General features: G+C 42.6%; 16 protein-coding genes and 3 tRNA genes. 10 read left to right on the forward strand and 9 right to left on the reverse strand.

Going from position 1 to position 17209, the window contains the following annotated elements:
- The first annotated feature begins 724 nt into the window (after positions 1 to 724).
- The gene (locus J8M00_RS26580) at positions 725 to 1522 is read left to right on the forward strand and encodes a VOC family protein (RefSeq protein ID WP_211013405.1); all 798 of its coding nucleotides are present in this window, start codon (positions 725 to 727) and stop codon (positions 1520 to 1522) included.
- On the opposite strand, the gene J8M00_RS26585 is transcribed toward J8M00_RS26580, so the two are convergent.
- Positions 1512 to 2258, reverse strand: coding sequence for a hypothetical protein (locus tag J8M00_RS26585; protein ID WP_211013406.1), 747 nt, complete (start codon positions 2256 to 2258; stop codon positions 1512 to 1514). The two genes, J8M00_RS26580 and J8M00_RS26585, sit on opposite strands and share 11 nt — an antisense overlap.
- A gap of 144 nt (positions 2259 to 2402) precedes the next feature.
- On the opposite strand from J8M00_RS26585, the gene J8M00_RS26590 reads away from it, so the two are divergent.
- From J8M00_RS26590 to J8M00_RS26600, 3 genes are all read left to right on the forward strand, one after another.
- Positions 2403 to 3068 carry an SDR family oxidoreductase gene (locus J8M00_RS26590; RefSeq protein WP_211013407.1) on the forward strand — a complete coding sequence of 222 codons (666 nt, stop codon included), beginning with the start codon at positions 2403 to 2405 and terminating at the stop codon, positions 3066 to 3068.
- Between the two features lie 108 nt (positions 3069 to 3176).
- A complete protein-coding gene (locus tag J8M00_RS26595) occupies positions 3177 to 3578 on the forward strand; it encodes a hypothetical protein (protein ID WP_211013408.1) in 402 nt (133 codons plus the stop codon).
- A gap of 21 nt (positions 3579 to 3599) precedes the next feature.
- Entirely contained in the window at positions 3600 to 5936 is a 2337-nt protein-coding gene (locus tag J8M00_RS26600) for a fatty acid cis/trans isomerase (RefSeq protein WP_211013409.1), read from the forward strand.
- 45 nt (positions 5937 to 5981) lie between these two features.
- Here the strand turns inward: J8M00_RS26600 and J8M00_RS26605 are convergent, their stop codons facing one another.
- Positions 5982 to 6608, reverse strand: coding sequence for a peroxiredoxin-like family protein (locus J8M00_RS26605; protein ID WP_211013410.1), 627 nt, complete (start codon positions 6606 to 6608; stop codon positions 5982 to 5984).
- A 119-nt stretch (positions 6609 to 6727) separates the two neighbouring features.
- Here J8M00_RS26605 and J8M00_RS26610 point away from each other — a divergent pair, with 119 nt between their 5' ends.
- The gene (locus J8M00_RS26610) at positions 6728 to 7348 is read left to right on the forward strand and encodes a dUTP diphosphatase (protein WP_211013411.1); all 621 of its coding nucleotides are present in this window, start codon (positions 6728 to 6730) and stop codon (positions 7346 to 7348) included.
- A 1-nt stretch (position 7349) separates the two neighbouring features.
- On the opposite strand, the gene yrfG is transcribed toward J8M00_RS26610, so the two are convergent.
- The gene (yrfG, locus tag J8M00_RS26615; protein ID WP_211013412.1) at positions 7350 to 8021 is read right to left on the reverse strand and encodes a GMP/IMP nucleotidase; all 672 of its coding nucleotides are present in this window, start codon (positions 8019 to 8021) and stop codon (positions 7350 to 7352) included.
- A gap of 60 nt (positions 8022 to 8081) precedes the next feature.
- Here yrfG and nudE point away from each other — a divergent pair, with 60 nt between their 5' ends.
- The 5 genes from nudE to J8M00_RS26640 all read left to right on the forward strand — a co-directional run bounded on the left by nudE (position 8082) and on the right by J8M00_RS26640 (position 9995).
- Positions 8082 to 8645 carry an ADP compounds hydrolase NudE gene (gene nudE, locus J8M00_RS26620; protein WP_211013413.1) on the forward strand — a complete coding sequence of 188 codons (564 nt, stop codon included), beginning with the start codon at positions 8082 to 8084 and terminating at the stop codon, positions 8643 to 8645.
- Between the two features lies 1 nt (position 8646).
- Positions 8647 to 9438 (forward strand): 3'(2'),5'-bisphosphate nucleotidase CysQ, encoded by a 792-nt coding sequence (gene cysQ, locus J8M00_RS26625; RefSeq protein WP_211013414.1) that lies wholly within the window; start codon positions 8647 to 8649, stop codon positions 9436 to 9438.
- A gap of 239 nt (positions 9439 to 9677) precedes the next feature.
- Positions 9678 to 9754 (forward strand) — tRNA-Met (locus tag J8M00_RS26630).
- Positions 9755 to 9797: 43 nt separating this feature from the next.
- Positions 9798 to 9874, forward strand: a tRNA-Met gene (locus J8M00_RS26635).
- A 44-nt stretch (positions 9875 to 9918) separates the two neighbouring features.
- Positions 9919 to 9995: transfer RNA gene (locus J8M00_RS26640), tRNA-Met, on the forward strand.
- Positions 9996 to 10170: 175 nt separating this feature from the next.
- On the opposite strand, the gene J8M00_RS26645 is transcribed toward J8M00_RS26640, so the two are convergent.
- From J8M00_RS26645 to J8M00_RS26670, 6 genes are all read right to left on the reverse strand, one after another.
- The gene (locus J8M00_RS26645; protein ID WP_211013415.1) at positions 10171 to 10338 is read right to left on the reverse strand and encodes a hypothetical protein; all 168 of its coding nucleotides are present in this window, start codon (positions 10336 to 10338) and stop codon (positions 10171 to 10173) included.
- Between the two features lie 353 nt (positions 10339 to 10691).
- Positions 10692 to 10901 (reverse strand): hypothetical protein, encoded by a 210-nt coding sequence (locus J8M00_RS26650; protein WP_211013416.1) that lies wholly within the window; start codon positions 10899 to 10901, stop codon positions 10692 to 10694.
- A 557-nt stretch (positions 10902 to 11458) separates the two neighbouring features.
- Positions 11459 to 14098, reverse strand: coding sequence for an Ig-like domain-containing protein (locus J8M00_RS26655; protein WP_211013417.1), 2640 nt, complete (start codon positions 14096 to 14098; stop codon positions 11459 to 11461).
- A gap of 407 nt (positions 14099 to 14505) precedes the next feature.
- Positions 14506 to 15690, reverse strand: a complete 1185-nt coding sequence (locus J8M00_RS26660; protein WP_211013418.1) for a dipeptidase — start codon at positions 15688 to 15690, stop codon at positions 14506 to 14508.
- Positions 15691 to 15778: 88 nt separating this feature from the next.
- Positions 15779 to 16033, reverse strand: a complete 255-nt coding sequence (locus J8M00_RS26665; protein WP_023401305.1) for a YheU family protein — start codon at positions 16031 to 16033, stop codon at positions 15779 to 15781.
- A gap of 10 nt (positions 16034 to 16043) precedes the next feature.
- Positions 16044 to 17024, reverse strand: a complete 981-nt coding sequence (locus tag J8M00_RS26670) for a hydrolase (protein WP_211013419.1) — start codon at positions 17022 to 17024, stop codon at positions 16044 to 16046.
- Positions 17025 to 17209 lie beyond the last annotated feature (185 nt).

Below are 17209 nucleotides of genomic sequence, written 5' to 3' on the forward strand. Positions count from 1 at the left end.
TTTCTGCCTTAGCTGCGGTTAAAACGGCTCACTTCACCTTGCGCAAAAGAAATGTATTCGCTGCGTTCATTGTCGTTAACACTTTGCACGAAGTCATCCTGAACTTGATTCAGGATCCATGTTTTATGATGTTAGTTAGGTTTTAGAGGTGAAAGGCTTAACAATTATTAAAATGGCTCATTTCACCTTGCGCAAAAGAAATGTACTCACTGCGCTCATTGTCATTAACCTTTTGCACGATATTCACCTTGCGCAAAAGAAATGTACTCACTGCGTTCGTTGTCATTAACCTTTTGCACGATATTCACCTTATGCAAAAGAATCGTACTCACTTTGCTCATTGTCGGTAGCCTTTTGCACGATGTCATCCTGAACTTGATTCAGGATCCATGTTTTTTGATGTTAGTTAGTTTTAGAAGTGTTTACCTCATCGCTTGTTAAAACAGCTCACTTCACCTTGCGTAAAAGAACCGTACTCACTTCGTTCGCAGTCGGTAGCCTTTTGCACGTTATTCACCTTGCGCAAAAGAAATGTACTCACTGCGTTCGTTGTCATTAACCTTTTGCACGTTATTCGCCTTACGCAAAAGAAATGTACTCACTTCGCTCGCTGTCGGTAGCCTGTTGCATGGTTTTATTTGACTACAAACTGATAGCGAAATTGCGAAGCTAACAAAGTCTGCTTAACTGTAATGTAGTGAATTGCACAATAGGAATGAATCGTATGGCGCGTATTGAACGAAGTCAGGTAGGAGCGTTTTGTTGGTCTGAACTATGTAGCTCTGAGTGGGCCGAAGGTAAATCATTTTATACTCAGCTATTTAATTGGCAGCATGTCGACCAACCAATTGGAGAAGGGTGCTTTTATACTATGCTGCAAAAGCACGGAGATGACGTTGCAGCTATGTATCAAATGATGCCTGAACAAAAAGAAGCACAGGTGCCCAGTCATTGGTTAGGGTATGTTGCGGTTGATAATGTTGACGAGATGGCAGAACGAGCAAAAAGTTTAGGCGCGGATATTATTGCGGGACCTCATGATGTTCCTGAAGCCGGCAGAATGGTTATGCTTCAAGAGCCTGGCGGTGCGCGGTTTGCATTGTGGCAAGCAGGTGCTCATACAGGAACAAAGAGAGAACTTGAAGCCGGCGTGCCTTATTGGTATGAGTTGGCAAGCCAACACAGTACCAAAAGTGAAGCGTTTTATTGTGAGCTACTGGGCTGGCAGGCTGATCATCAGGCAATGGAAAATATGGACTATGTGGTTTTTAGCTACAACGGTAAACCAGTTGCCGGGATGTTGGAGATGACAGAAGAGTGGCAGGGCGTACCACCACACTGGATGCTTTATTTTGCGGTATTGGATTGCGACGAGATTGCCGATAAAGCGAAATCACTGGGAGGAGAAGTGTGTGTACCGCCAACCGATATTCCTCAAGTGGGTCGCTTTGCTGTTATCACTGACCCTCAGGGGGCGGTGTTTTCAGTAATGGCATCCGTTATGGACAAGATCACAAACTAACCTGAGTGGCAGCGGTGAGATCAATGATTTCACCATCACAATTGGCAAACTCGCTATTTAGGCGATTGATAAAGCGAGTAAATTCGCCACTATTAACTTTGTCTTTGATGATATCGTTTAATTTAGGTAGGAGTGCGTGGTGCTTTTTGTGAATATAGTGGCGGATAAGCACACCTTGGAAAGGTAAAATACGCATGTAAATTTTACTGAGTCCAGAATCACAAAGCGAGCCTATACTAAAATGGTCGGTTGCCAGCAATTGATCACTGTGGTTGCGCGTCAGAGCTTGGAACGCTGATACATTGTTGTGTACTGGGTGGCAATCGAGTTTTGTACGCTCACAGAACTGTGTCGTCATTAAACTGCCTTCGATGATAATAATACCGTGTTCACCATTGAGGTGACACAACTCGGGCTTCAAGCAAAACACCGCAAGACGCACGATTGCCAGCGGTGTTGGAATGGGAAGCAGCTGTTCAAATGTGGTCATCGCATTTTCTACTCGACCTGCCTCAGCATCGAAACGTCCGCTGTTAACCCACTCAAGGCCTCGCTGAGTGGGGAGGTAGTGAAACGTCGGAGTGATGTCGAGAGGCCGATATATTTCAGTAAAAATTTTTTCTATTTGTGCTTTTCCAAGATGAAAAGACATGCCTTCACTGACATTTATATTAAATTCCTTAGCGCTCAGTTGACTACATAAACACAACAGCATCAATGCAAATAAGGGTTTCACAATGCGTTTTCCAAAATGCAAACCTTTCGTTTAAGACTAGCAGAAGTCTTCATTTCTATCAGAGCTCAGTGAGAAAATTCACTTGAATCTGAACAAGCCACCCCAACTATTTACATCATCAATAGCCAAATAAATGAGAAAAAAATGACCAAACATGTTGTGATCACTGGTGCAAATAGAGGTATCGGTTTAGAGTTTTGCCGTCAATATGCCGAGCTGGGCTATCAGGTGACCGCTGTGGTGAGAAACAGCTCTGAAGAGCTTGATGAACTGGGTATCACTGTTATCGAAAATATTGATGTCAGTGTTGAGCAAGATGTGGCCAGCCTGTCGGCGCAATTACAAGATCAGGCAATTGATGTGTTGATTAACAATGCGGGAATATTCAGTAACGAAAGCCTTGAACATATGGATTTCGCTCAACTTGAGGCACAGTTAGCGGTTAATGCTGTGGCACCTATCCGAGTAACGCATGCGCTACAGTCCCAATTGAGTAAAGGGGCTAAAGTGGCAATGATCACCAGTCGAATGGGATCAATTACTGACAATAGCTCGGGCGCGTATATTGGTTATCGCATGTCTAAAGCCGCACTTAATGCAGCTGGTGTGAGTTTAGCCCATGAACTTAAACCCAAAGGCGTGGCGGTTGCCTTATTGCATCCTGGTTTTGTACAAACCCAAATGGTGAACTTCGCTGGTGATATTTCTGCGCAAGAGTCTGCTAATCGTCTAATTGCCCGCATAGATGAACTTACGCTCAGCAATTCTGGAGGCTTTTGGCATTCAAACGGCGAAGAGTTACCTTGGTAAGAGAGTGATGTTCTGAGCTGGGCTGATAGAATCAGCCCAAATACAGTTGTTTGGGGCTGGTTCAGCGAACTATGCTACAATTGCAAAAAAATAAGCCCAGAGAACTGTATGGAACTTCAAGAGAACACCCCCCTAACACTGCCCCTTTTTCAATTAAATGAACAGTTAGAAACGCGTGATATCGAGTCTCCCGATATGCAACTATCGGTTAATTTAACCGCAGACTTGTTGGCAAATTTATGTCAAAACCCGGCGCCGGAACAGAATATGAGTATTCCTTTGGAAGCTTATGAATTGACAGATATTGAAGCGAGTGTTGCGACAGTGCTCAGTGAAGGACATCAGGCTCAGCTTATCCTGAATCACGGCCCGGTGTTGAGTGCGGTATTGAGCCCACTTGGTGAGGATGTGCTTTTTGTCTCCCCTCCCGTTGATATGATGCCGACTTTTGATCTCGGCTTAGATGATGAAGAGGATGATAGTGAAGAAGCGCAAAACGCTTCACAATAAAAAGTCTAAGGGGTTTTAGTCATGTTGCAAAAGCGCCAAGTTTGGTTGGTAGCTGTGTTAATTGTACTCAGTGGTTGTGCAGTACTAGGGGTAAGTCATTATGATGATTTGTTTGGGCCGGAACAGCCTCGTCAACGCTTAGTCGAATATCGCCAAGGTGGCGCGCATTATTTACAGCAAGTAAAGCCTATTCTGGATAACCGCTGTGTTGTGTGTCATGGGTGTTATGACGCCCCGTGTCAATTGAAATTGAGTTCACCTCAAGGCATTGATAGAGGACTGAGTAAAGCCTTAGTTTATGACGGCACACGAATTCTGGCACAGCCACCAACACGATTACTATTTGATGCAACAACGACTAGCCAGTGGCGTGACAAGGGCTTCACACCCGTTTTGAATGAGCGTGTACAAACAGGTTATGCCAATTTACAAGGCAGTGTGATGTACCACAGTTTATTGCTGAAGCAGCGTACGCCATTTCCTCAGCAAACTGTTTTGAATGATGCGTTTGACTTCTCCCTTGATAGACAGCAAACCTGCCCTACAATGGATGAATATGAGCAGTATGCTCAAAATAATCCCCATGCTGGAATGCCTTACGGCTTGCCTGCGCTGACAAACCAAGAGTATGGGAAATTACATACTTGGTTGGAGCAAGGCGCTCAGATGAGCGAAGTGGCTGTACCCTCAAAAGCGGTAGCACAGCAGGTGACAAAGTGGGAGCAGTTTCTCAATCAGTCTGGCAATAAACACCAATTGGCCGCTCGCTATATTTATGAGCACTGGTACTTGGCTAATATCTATTTTTCAGAACATGGCGGCACAGACTTTTTTAAGCTGGTCAGGTCTAAAACACCACCCGGTGAGTCAATTGAACTGATTGCGACGGTGCGCCCATTTGACGATCCAAAAGTAGATAGGGTGTACTACCGATTACTGCACGAACGCAGTACGATCTTGTCTAAAACGCATTTGCCGTTAGCATTAGATGATAAAAAGTTAGCCCGTCTATACACGCAGTTTATAGGCCCTAATTACAGTGTCTCTGAGCTACCAAGCTACGCGCCAAAACTGGCCGCAAACCCGTTTAAGACGTTTGCGGACATACCCGTAAAGTCCCGTTATCAGTTTATGTTGGATGAAGCTGAGTTGATAGTAAAGGGCTTTATCAAGGGGCCTGTATGCCGTGGGCAAATCGCGCTGAATGTGATCAACGACCACTTTTGGGTGGCATTTGTTGACCCAGAGAAAAATGCCTCGCCAGCCGTTGAGGCTTTGTTGATGCAGCATGACGATGACTTACTGCTGCCTGCTGCAGAGCAAAGTAATGTATTGCCGTTGTCTAGTTGGGCTAAATATGCAAAACATCAAAGTGATTACTTGGAAGCTAAAACTCAGTTATCTGAACAAATTTTCAATCAAGGTGGAAAGCTCGATTTAGCGCTGATTTGGCAAGGTGATGGTCACAATCCCAATGCAGCACTGACCATATTTCGCCATTTTAACAGCGCCACAGTTGTGAAAGGGTTTGTTGGGCAACAGCCAAAAACAGCCTGGGTTTTAGATTACGCATTGTTCGAGCGTATTCACTACTTATTGGTGGCGGGCTTTGATGTATATGGCAATATTGGTCACCAGCTAATTACGCGTCTGTATATGGACTTTTTGCGACTTGAAGGGGAGCAAAATTTTCTTAATCTTCTGCCGCGTAGCCATCGCCAGCAGATAAAGCAGCACTGGTATCGCAAATCACATTTGAGCTTGAGTGAGTTTATCAATCGTAAAAGTTTGCTCGGCGCACCCAGTCATATTAATTACCAAAGTGATGACCCTCAACGAGAGCTCTATGACAAGCTCGCCGAATACCTCGCCCCTGTTATGCATAGAGAGTACGATCATTTGGCTGTGCCCTCAACCTTGCGTGTGTTAAATGACTTGCCCAATGCTGCAGTAGCAACTTTACCTCAGGTGTCATTTGTGCTGGCGAATGACGAACAGGGTGAGTTAAAAGGCTACACCTTGTTGCGTCACAACGCGCACTTTAATATTTCTTCACTATTGAATGAGGAAGGTCAACGCGCTTATGCGGAGGATTACGTAACGGTTTTACCGGGTTTTGTCGGTGATTATCCGGAAGCCATTTGGTACTTACCAAATGAGGCACACGCTGACGCCTTTGCAAGTGGACTAAGACAGGTATCTGATGAAGCAAGTTACCAAGCATTAAAAGCGCAGTTTGGGATACGGCGTACACATCCACAATTCTGGCAATACAGTGATCTACTGCATCAAACAGCAAAACAGACTCGTGGTGTGGAGTTTGGATTATTTGACTATAACCGCCTGGAAAACAGATAAGAAGTTAGACGGTGATAGACTTCCCATCTGTCACCGCTTGACTTGTTAAAGTGCACTGGCCGCTTTTGCAGCAGCAAGTAATACCTGCTCGTCCAATCGTACTTTATAATTTGGGTTGGCGTACTGGAATTGAATTAACCCTTTTTTATCGATGACAAATACAGCTGGAACAGGCAGTGCAACTCTGTCTTTTCCATTGAGATCTACAAAATTTACACCCAACTTATTTCGATAGGCTGTCGCCGTTTTGTCATCTAAATAATAAGCTAGACCTAAAGCTTGTGAATAGGCGAGTTGATCGTCCGACAATAGCATGTAATTTGGTGACTCAATGGTACTTTTAGCCAGCTCTTTTGGTGAATCTGGAGAGATGGCAACAATTTGCACATCTAGCTTAGTCAATTGAGCCTCAATTTTTTGAATGCCATTAAGTTGTCGAACACAGTATGGACACCATCCACCACGATAAACGACCACTAAGGTGGTTTTGTTTTTATATAATTGTGCCAATTCTACAGACTTACCTTGGCTATTTTTAAGTGTTAGTTTGGGTGCATCAAGGCCAGGTAATAAAGGCGCGACGGTATTTGGGGAGTTTGTAATATTGGTAACAGTCGCAGCCGAGGCACTCGGCAGCATAACTAGAAGTAAAATAAAGAGTAGTATTTGCATAAAATCCTCTGTCGAAATGTTTGATCAGTGATATTAGACAGGCAAAGTGACGAAAGACTTTCGCTCGGGTATGATATTGTTTTTATCCTTGTAATTTTATCACGTCAAAGAGAGCGAATATGTCTGCAAATATCACAAAGCTAGTGGTGATGCTGGAAATGCAAAATGCGATGAATACCAAAGTGCATGAGCAATGGTTCAGTCAGGGTTTTGAATGGTATCGAGCGATATGGGTTGAGTGTGCAGAAATGCTTGATCACTATGGTTGGAAGTGGTGGAAAAAGCAAACGCCGGATACAGAGCAAGTGATCTTGGAGTTGGTCGATATTTTTCACTTTGGACTGTCTTTGAGAATTGATGGCGAAACATCATTTGAAGCGCTGGCTGCGCAGCTTGACCAAGAGTTGGCAGCACCTACACAAGCAGACGATTTTAAACAAACGCTTGAACAGTTAGCTGCGAGTGCAGTGGCCGAAAAGTCTTTCAACGCAGCCGCATTTGCAGGGTGTATGGCACAAATCGGAATGAGCCTTGACGACTTATACCGTGGTTATGTAGGTAAAAACACCTTGAATTTTTTCCGTCAAGATAATGGCTATAAAGATGGCACTTATATCAAAGTGTGGGATGGCAAAGAAGACAACGAACATCTGGTTGAGATTGTAAAAAGTCTGGACACTGAACACCCAGACTTTGCTAAGCAAGTTTATAGCGGCTTAACAGCTCGTTACCCTGCTTAGGCTACTTGATTGGCAGCAATGTGCGATAGTCACTGATCGCCAAATAGTCAGTGATCTCTCTAGGAGGTTGCTGACTGTCTGGGTTATTGATTGCCAACAGGTGGCCTATGCCGTACTTTTTGGCTGCAGCCAACACACTCAGGCTATCATCAACAAATAAAGTACGTGTTTTATCAAACCCGATGTCAGCTTGTACTTGCTGCCAAAGCGACTGACTTTCTTTACTGACACCATACTCATGGGTCGAAATCACTTTATCTAAATACCCATCGAACTGAGTACCACTAAGTTGAGTTCGCTCTATCTTGAGGCTTAGGCTGTCGGGGTGAGCGTTCGTTAGCAGCACCAATTCTTTATCGGCATCTTTGAGTGCTTGTAAAAATTCGGGCACGTCTTCTCTGACAGAAATTAAATGCTGCACCTCTCGTTTTAGCTCCATAATGGGAAGCTGAAGCTGTTCTTGCCAGTAGTCGAGGCAATACCACTCTATTTGCCCCATCACGGCTTCATATCTGGCAAGTATATCTGCGCGAGCCTGTTCAAGACTCAAGCCCTGTCTCTGCGCGTGGGCTCTGGGAATGAGTTCTAACCAAAAATGGTTGTCGAAGTGCAAATCTAACAATGTGCCGTCCATATCCAACAGAACGGTATCGATTTTAGACCAATTTAACATAGGCTTTTAACTGCAAAGGCTTTATGATTAGATTACCAACATCATAGCAAATAAAAGTTTATGTCACAGAAAAAGCACCCATGTCCGCCAGAAATTTTGTCATCTGACGTTGTTGCATCGAGCAAGCTGTTTACAGTTGAAGCTTTGTCATTGCAATTTTCAAACGGAGAGCGAAGGCAATATGAGCGTGTAAAAGGGGGTGGGCGCGGTGCTGTGATGATTGTGCCAATAACTGCTGAAAATGAACTATTATTAGTCAGAGAGTACTGTGCGGGCACACATGACTATCAATTGGGGTTTCCAAAAGGGTTAATTGATCCTGGCGAAACACCAGTTGAAGCGGGAAACAGAGAGTTAAAAGAAGAAGTCGGTTTTGGGGCTAACGAATTTGTGAATTTGAAAACCGTATCTTTAGCGCCAAGTTATTTTAAAGCGCAAATGCATATTTTATTTGCACAAGATCTATACCCTGAGCGCTTGATTGGCGATGAGCCAGAACCTCTTGTTGTTGTAAAGTGGCCTTTGAATGATTGGCAATCATTACTTGAGCAAAGTGACTTTACTGAAGCGCGCAGTGTCGCGGCATTGTTGTTATTACAACAGCATTTATTAAAGGAGGTTTAAATTGCAAACCTACTTAGAGCCTTGTATCGAGTTGGCGCAGTTAGCGGGTAAAGCCATTATGGCAATTTATCAACGAGATGATATTGGCCAACAAGAAAAATCTGATCATACACCGGTAACTGCAGCGGACTTGGCCGCCAATGAAGTATTGCTTAATGGGTTGCAGGCATTAGCACCAGAGATCCCGGTAATGTCAGAAGAGACTCCAATCCCCCCTCTTGAACAGCGACAAAGTTGGCAGCGCTACTGGTTGTTGGATCCTATGGACGGAACTGGGGAGTTCATTCTAGAAAGCGGTGATTTTGCTGTTAATATTGCATTAATTGAAGATAATCAACCGGTGTTAGGGGTGATCCATTGGCCTGCCAAAAACGTCACCTATTTTGCAACTAAAGGCGGCGGTGCATTCAAACGTGATAAGCAGCAAGATGAACAGATCTTTGTATCACCGCCTGACACTTTGACACTCGCGGTGAGCCGAAGACAAAAAATCGAAGCGGTGAGCCAATATTTGAATAGCCAATTCGATACAATCGCGCTAGGCTCCTGTTCTCTTAAGGCATGTATTATTGCTGAAGGGAAAGCTGATTGCTTTTTACGAGTTGGACCTACCGGTGAGTGGGATACTGGCGCATCGCAAGTCATTGTCGAAGAAGCGGGCGGCTGCATTACCGATGCACAATTTAATCCACTCACTTACAACCAGCGTGAAACAACTGAAAACCCAGATTTTATTGTTATGGGTCACCCAGATTGGCAATTTCAAAAGTTGATAAGCCCTCATCAGAGGTAATTTTACCCGATCAGAAGGCGTATTTGATTGATAGAATACGCCTGCAATGAATCTATTTGGACCTTCAAAAGTAGGTCTATCTCTTAAAATAAGCGTTGTTGATGTATTTTTGTTCGTTTAAACAATTATTTTATGTCAAATCCTTGCAATAAAAATAAATTTAGATATTATAGCGACCTCTTTAAGGGAGAGCTGCAAAGCACACTTCTTAAAGCGCATCTAAATTAGATGCATACAGGCGCGGGATGGAGCAGCCTGGTAGCTCGTCGGGCTCATAACCCGAAGGTCGTCGGTTCAAATCCGGCTCCCGCAACCACTTCTCAGTTAAGAGAGAAGTAAAACAAACTTAACAATACAGGCGCGGGATGGAGCAGCCTGGTAGCTCGTCGGGCTCATAACCCGAAGGTCGTCGGTTCAAATCCGGCTCCCGCAACCAACTTCTTAGTTAAGAGAGAAGCAAAACAAACTTAACAATACAGGCGCGGGATGGAGCAGCCTGGTAGCTCGTCGGGCTCATAACCCGAAGGTCGTCGGTTCAAATCCGGCTCCCGCAACCAATCCCTGTATTTAAAATTTTCAAACTCTGAACTTCCTGAACATAAAATTTCCTGACTCTTCACTTAGCTTGTCATTTTTATTCGTTTACTTAATTGTGTTGTTGGCAGCGCTCATTTTCTGTGGCTTTTAGATCAAAATAGCGCACCAAAAGTGCGCTATTTAATGTGTTTGCAACTAACAGCGACAAGACGAACGATTGCCAAGACAACTGTGCGCCATCGAAACTTGGCAGCAGACCGTATTGGCTGTTCTTGCACCTGCAACATTTGGTGTGTGTTCTGACTCTAGTACGTTTTCGTGAGTCAGTGTTTTAAGCTTCTTTTTTTCAATTTTAAGTTTCATTAAATTTTCCTTTTTAATAGTTGATAAGTTGAAGTAGCACGCTAAGTGGCAACTTCAAAAATTAAGATAGTACATTTTTTAAAACCAATTAACTTTTTTTTATGTTTCTGCATTTTTTGTCTGAACGCTTTAACGTGTTTTGAAAAAGGCGTATCTAGATTAATAATCGTGGTTTATGAATAGTGTGATGGGCGCTATATTAAAGTGCTATTGTTGCTCTGATTCAACAATGAGTATTAGTATTAATTTCTGGTTATATAGTTGGTCAATATATCGAGCTTAAAATAAGTGCATTTCTATATGGTGTTAAATAGCGCGAGCCTAAAAAGGCTTGCGCTCACTTAGTGTTACAGTTAGCAGCGGCAAGAAAAGCCACCAATACAACTGGCTTCTTTAGATGCGTGGCAGCATAAAGAAAGGTTGGTTGCACAACTATTTGTTACATTGCAACCATAGCCTTCTTGAGACACCCCACCACCTGCTACTTGTGGTGTTTGTTCCTTCATAATACCTTTGTCACTAGATAGTGATTTGAGTTTCTTTTTTTGTATTTTTAGTTTCATTTAAATTTCCTTTTATACTTGAGATTTTTTGCACGTATTGAAAGCTGATTGGTTTCTTTAACATGCAAATTTAATATAGGATAAATATAAAATAAAAAAAACACGCTGGCTTGAACAATGAAAAGTTTAATAGAGAAGGTATGCTGAGGTAGGAAAAATGACAGTTAGACTTACCATGTTTTCTGACCTCTAACGAAGGATATTAAGGTTTAGCTACAAACTTCACTGTCGGGTGTCATATTTTGATTTACTTTTTTCATAGCGCCTCTTCGCTTATTTGTTCTCTCTAAACGAAAATTGAAAAGCACAGTTTTGGAACAGTGCACAGGCTTATGCAAGCAAAGGGCAAATTAATTCAATGAGAGTAATAGGTGGCTATGCAAGGGGTATGTACTAGGAAGAAGTGTTGGTGCAGAAGATTGCTTTGCCCCAACACTAAAATGCTCGCTTTAGTTTCAAACAGCGCACGACTCACCGCTTGAAACTGGACCATCGCTAAAATAAATACGCGAGTGCGCCCTTTGACTTTTTAGGCTCAATACACACACGCTCAAAGATTAATTAAATCTCGGTAGGGCAGGACGACATCTTCGTCTTGCCCCCAATATCAACAATGTAAATAAGCTAAACAAAGTGAAACTACCGCCGCCGCTGTCTGAGTTATCAGACTGCGTTAAAGCTGCTTTTTCAATGGTATTTACGTTGACGGTTTTTGATACCTTAGCACCAGTCTCATCAGTGACCGTGACCACAAATTTATCTGCACCTGAGCTCCCTGCATTCGCTGTATAGGTCAGTACGCCTTGCTCATCAACTGTCGCTGTGCCTCTTGCTGCTTGTTCAGTGACTTCGAATTTTAGCTTACCCCCATCAATATTAATGACATCAAGGGTAGATGATTGGCTTGCGCCGCTGACTACAGACATGTTTAAAACATCACTGTGAAAAGATGGTGCATCGTGCATTGGTAATATATTGACGGTCATATTGAAATAACTTGCACTGCCATGTGTATCTTGGATCAATAGTCTCACGCTATCAGTACCATTTTGGTTTGCTGCGCCTTCATACAATAACGTGTTGTTGTCTTGAATTGAAACACTGCCCTTTTTTGGTTCAACTGCAATACTGATCGTTACCTTATCGCTTTCAGCATCAATAGGAGAGAGTGCGACTGTGGTTTGCCCATCTTCCTCTAATTCGATTTGTAGGTCTTTTTGAGTTGGCGCATAGTTTAGATTGACTCTATTAATACGACCAGCGCTGCTGCTTGCGACTGTGTAAATCTCTTTGCCAAAGCCATTCCCGACTCCATTTGTCGTAATTTGACTATTTTCGTCTATTTGAATCGGCTTTTCAGGGTTTGATATGTCAAACAAGAGACCTTTATCATCAAAAATTGCGATCAATAAATCATCATATACATAAGAAAAAGCATTTCTTGTATCAGTGTTGATGGAGACGCTGCTCTTCCTAACAGGTTTATTTGGTTTGCTTATATCAAAGATGAGTAGCTCTTCAGAACCAAATGCATATAGGATATTTCCAGTTACCACAACCTCTCCAGCATAGAAGTCTTGGTGTTCAATACGACTTAGTTCCGTTACTTTTGATAAATCGGACATGTCATAAATAATAATTTCTGATGAGCCTTTAGACACAAAGAGCAAATTATTCGCCACTGCCATATGGCCATATCTGAAACCTGAATCTATTTGCGATAAGATATTTTTGTCTGCGTCAATAAAGCTTAATGTTGTGAAAGCTTTAGCAACAAAACCATTATCTGTTTTCACTATGCGGCCATCTGTTCCAGTGCTGCCTAAAGTTCCATGATTTATACCGACATCAAGGTGTTTCTTTAAGTCCTCGGCTAGGTGAGACTCCAGACTCGACCCCGAGTTAATAATGATTTCATCATCAACCCATTCAACACCTTGAATATTATTGACCGTGTGATACGTTGACTCTAATGTTGCTGGTTTTGATGCATCTGTTTGCCAAAAGTGCAAATTGCTCTGAAAAGCAGAAACAGCAAGCTCGTTTTCGTGTATTGCGATATCGCTCACGTCACCTGATTGGTTAAAGGTATGCAGGCTTGTCAAAGTACCATCACCGCTCAGATTAACAGCCTCAATACCCATAGAATCTTTAGTTACAAGCAATGTTTCACCGACCAAGGTTGCATCTTCTAAAAAGCCTTTTGTATATAGTTGAGATTTCAACAGCGCGGATTCATTATTTTGAATATCATAAACATCAATCGAGCCAAATGTGCCAATTGCTAAGAGTTGGTTACCTTTGACCTCAAAAGTGTTATACCAAGTGTTATCTGTACTTTCATAGATGATCTTTAACGTATCTCCCTCAATACGTGCCACTTGAAAACCCCAATAGTGATAAGATAAGAACCACAAATCACCGGACACTTGAGAGCTATGATACGCTGATTTTGCGTTAGCTAATTTTAATTCAACGACTTGTCCAAAAGCGCCATTGTCAGCAAGCGGTAACTGGTATAAACCTGCGCCTATTTCATCTTGATTACTGGTTAGGTACAAAGATTGATTGTCGTAAGAAACGCTAAATTTATCATTGTAACGAGGCTCATTTGGACTTATACCAAACTCTAAGCTTTCTTTTTGTTCTAACTTACCACTCTCATCGAGTAGTACGTGCGTTACGATAAGGTTATCTAGCGTACCTATTAAATATAAATTGTTGTTGTGACCAGCGACCAGCTCTCCCGCAGAAAAATGTTTGCTGACATGTAACTCATCTAAGATATTTAAGCGACCGTCTACAATTGATGCTGAAAAAACATGATGCCCATAAGAACTGTAAGCGAGAATTACCCAGTGTCCATTGTGGTTTTCAATACTGATTACTTGTATTGGCTTGTCAACGTTTTGCTTACTGGTTAGTTTAGTTTGGCTGAGCAGCTCAAAGCCGTTGTCACCATATTTTAAAATATCAAGATTAGCACTTAACCAAGACGAACCAGATTCAACTTTTCCCGATACTAAAATACTCCCGTTGTGATAAGCCAATTTACTATAGGGATCAGAGCCAAATGATTCTTTAAGTACCAGAGAAACAGGTTTCTCAAGCGCATAAGAGTTGAACACTGCAAAAAACAGCATAGATATAGTTATAAACTTTTTTGTTAAAGCGGAAATCAGATTGGACATCTGCATACTACTTCCTTTGATTGTTGTATGAAGAGATATAATTACATCACCGCAAGCGGGTTAACTTTTGCGCTACATGTGTGCGTGCATAATAACTTAAATTAGGTATTTGTAAATAAATTAAAATGTGGTTATACATGTTTTTGGAATTAACAAGTGATGATATAAGAAGTGACTTCGTATAAAGTATCTTTTTCTGATTGAATTAAATATTCAAATTACATTTCAAAAATAAAAGGCACACACGTCTGATGTGCAGCGTAAACCTTATGGCTAAAATAGTAATTCTATCTGTGCTTTCTCAATTATACGTTACCACAGGGAACGTAATATCATATTGTGTTGATATGCAAGTTGGAGAATTAATTTATTGAAAGGAAGTCAGGTAGACTGATCAGCCCACCTGATTTAAGTTAAAATTTCGCAGCGAATGCTTCAGCTTGCTTCCAAACTCTCAGCGTATTGCCACCGAGGATCAATTTAATATCGTTATCGCTGTAGCCGCGATCTAAAAGGCCTTGTACTAGATTTGGATAGGTAGATACATCTTTTAACCCGACCGGAAGAGAGTCCCCCACACCATCGTAATCAGAGCCAATACCGACATGTTCAATACCAATCAATTTTACTACGTGATCAATATGGTCCAACACCTGATCTAAAGAGGCGAATGGATAAGGGTTACGTGCGAGAAATGCCGCGCGGAAGTCGGTCTTGGTCGCCCCACGACTGGTTGCTTCTTGCTCTTCTTTAGTGCGTTTATCGGACCAAGTTCGCGATGCAGAGGTGACAAAGCTAGATCCAAAGTTTATCTGGATCACACCACCATTCTTCTTCAGCGCCAATAACATCTCGTCATCCATATTGCGCTCAAATCCTGGAGTATACTTTCGGAGCGAGGAATGTGAGGCGATCACGGGTACTTTTGAGACATCCATTACTTGATAAAAGGCCTTATCTGAAATATGCGAGACATCGATCAGCATACCAATCTTATTCATTTCAACGACGAGCTTTTTACCAAATGGGCTTAACCCTTTCCATTTGCGGCGCAAATCATACGAAGAGTCAGAAATATGGTTGCTTTGCGAATGGGCTAAGGTGATATAGCGCACACCGCGGTCAAAAAAGTGCTGTAGATTTTTTAGATCCCCTTCAATGGGAGAACCGTTTTCCATACCCATGGCAATCGACATCAACCCTTTATTGAACTGCGTTTCGATGTCTTTGGTATTGTGTGCAATTGCAAACTTATGTGGTGCGCGATGTACCAGAGCTTCCATACCGTCAATGAGCTGATTTGCTAACTGGTAACTTTTGCCCTTGCCTTCAAACTCTAAACTAGCAGGTATATAAATTGACATAAAAGGCGCGTTAAGTCCGCCCTGCATTGCTCGAGGGTAGTCGAAATCGCCCCCTTGTGTTGCTTTTGAAACATCATCCCATTTCATATTGATACGATAGGGGACGTCAATATGGGTATCAATAAGTAAGTTTTCTTGAGCCAAACGAATGGCACGGTCGGATGCGGTGTATTCTTTTGCCTGGGCAGTGGAGATGGCCAGTGTCAGAACACAAAGAGCTGAGCTTAACTTCATGTTTGCGCCTTTATTATGATTGTGAAGTTTGATTGTAACAACTAATTATAAAGGCTCAACATGTGGTGCTACATTAAGCGGAGAATACTTAATAAATGGGCTCTGAAGTATAGTCCTGGCTTTGCATAGCGTGAAACTCTGCTTTGCTGACAATATTGACTGATTCATGGAGCTCCGAAAATACAATCAGTGCATCACCACTTTGCAATTGGGCTTTGACTTGAGCAACTTTTTGCTCCGTTGAGATTTCACTGTCACCATAATCTGTGCCTTCACGTAACACATAGTGCTCGATCAAGCTGTTCAGCGTCTCAGTGGCAATTTGTTGATAAGGAATAAGCATGGATGTATCGCTATTTTATTAATGAGTGGATGTAATCAGGCACGACTTTTTCCAGCCAATAGATTGGCTTAAATGGGTTTGCGCCAGAAATAAAGCCAACGTGACCGCCTTTAGAGGATACCGCAAGCTTCACTTGCTCACTGACTTGCTGGATCAGAGGGATAGCTTGTTTTGACAGCATGGGGTCATCTTCAGCGTGGATAAGTAGTGTCGGTGTTTCTATTAAACTTAAATACGGTTGTGCACTGGCCTGTGCATAATAGTCTTCAGCGCCTTTAAAGCCATGTAAAGGTGCGGTGACTCGATCGTCAAATTGCCAAAGGTCTTTAATTTGTGACAGCTCATGGGCAGTCATATTAATGGATGTGTGGATCTGGTCTAATTTACGTGAAAAAGAATGCTTCATTCTATCCAGTAGGTATTTTTGATACAGTTTGAAGCAGCTTTTTCGGATCACTTGGCAAGAGGATGACAAATGATAGGGAGCGGAGATCACCGCAGCGCCAGCTAAGCGGCTTGCATGGCCTTTTTCTCCAAGGTATTTTGCCAACACATTCCCACCTAATGAAAAGCCAACGGCAAACAGAGCCCGGCCGGGAAATCGCTTACTCAATGTTTGCAGTAAGAACCCTAAGTCTTGTGTTTCACCACTGTGGTATGCCCGTGGTTGTTTATTCACTTCTCTAGAGCAGTTACGAAAGTGCATCAGTACCGCATCTAACCCGGATTTGGTAAGGGCATGCAGCATCCCTTTTGCGTAAAAGCTGTTTATATTGCCTTCTAAACCATGCAGTACCACTACGAGAGGCGCCTGTTGATTGCCCTTTTTGGCCCAAGCAAGTTCTAAAAAGTCGTTGTCTGGCGTGGTGAGGTGCTCATAGCTGACATCCGCTTTTAATCTTGGTCGAAAAGCGCGTGGAAGAATAGTTTGCACATGACGGTTGCGCATCCACCAAGCGGGCTGAAAATTTAAATCGAGCTGCTTTGACATAGATAGGTGACGATCTCTTTGTGACGATTAACCCAAATAGTGTACCAAAGCTGCTACAAAATGAGTATGGACCGAAAGAATTTGTCTGTGTCGAATAAAAAGCACCCGACCAGCGAAGCTGGTAAGGTGCTTTGTGCGTCGTGCTTAATTCTGAAACGGGAACTAAGTTTGCTTAACTAGATCTG

The sequence above is a fragment of the Pseudoalteromonas luteoviolacea genome (genome assembly GCF_018100925.1).
Lineage (GTDB): Bacteria > Pseudomonadota > Gammaproteobacteria > Enterobacterales > Alteromonadaceae > Pseudoalteromonas > Pseudoalteromonas obscura.

Coding starts and splice junctions, on each gene's coding strand:
- J8M00_RS26610 (WP_211013411.1), top strand. CDS start 6,728: ATGTCTGCAAATATCACAAAGCTAGTGGTGATGCTGGAAATGCAAAAT.
- J8M00_RS26655 (WP_211013417.1), bottom strand. CDS start 14,098: ATGCAGATGTCCAATCTGATTTCCGCTTTAACAAAAAAGTTTATAACT.
- J8M00_RS26650 (WP_211013416.1), bottom strand. CDS start 10,901: ATGAAACTAAAAATACAAAAAAAGAAACTCAAATCACTATCTAGTGAC.
- J8M00_RS26665 (WP_023401305.1), bottom strand. CDS start 16,033: ATGCTTATTCCTTATCAACAAATTGCCACTGAGACGCTGAACAGCTTG.
- J8M00_RS26645 (WP_211013415.1), bottom strand. CDS start 10,338: ATGAAACTTAAAATTGAAAAAAAGAAGCTTAAAACACTGACTCACGAA.
- nudE (WP_211013413.1), top strand. CDS start 8,082: ATGTCACAGAAAAAGCACCCATGTCCGCCAGAAATTTTGTCATCTGAC.
- J8M00_RS26670 (WP_211013419.1), bottom strand. CDS start 17,024: ATGTCAAAGCAGCTCGATTTAAATTTTCAGCCCGCTTGGTGGATGCGC.
- J8M00_RS26590 (WP_211013407.1), top strand. CDS start 2,403: ATGACCAAACATGTTGTGATCACTGGTGCAAATAGAGGTATCGGTTTA.
- J8M00_RS26660 (WP_211013418.1), bottom strand. CDS start 15,690: ATGAAGTTAAGCTCAGCTCTTTGTGTTCTGACACTGGCCATCTCCACT.
- yrfG (WP_211013412.1), bottom strand. CDS start 8,021: ATGTTAAATTGGTCTAAAATCGATACCGTTCTGTTGGATATGGACGGC.
- J8M00_RS26605 (WP_211013410.1), bottom strand. CDS start 6,608: ATGCAAATACTACTCTTTATTTTACTTCTAGTTATGCTGCCGAGTGCC.
- J8M00_RS26580 (WP_211013405.1), top strand. CDS start 725: ATGGCGCGTATTGAACGAAGTCAGGTAGGAGCGTTTTGTTGGTCTGAA.
- J8M00_RS26595 (WP_211013408.1), top strand. CDS start 3,177: ATGGAACTTCAAGAGAACACCCCCCTAACACTGCCCCTTTTTCAATTA.
- J8M00_RS26600 (WP_211013409.1), top strand. CDS start 3,600: ATGTTGCAAAAGCGCCAAGTTTGGTTGGTAGCTGTGTTAATTGTACTC.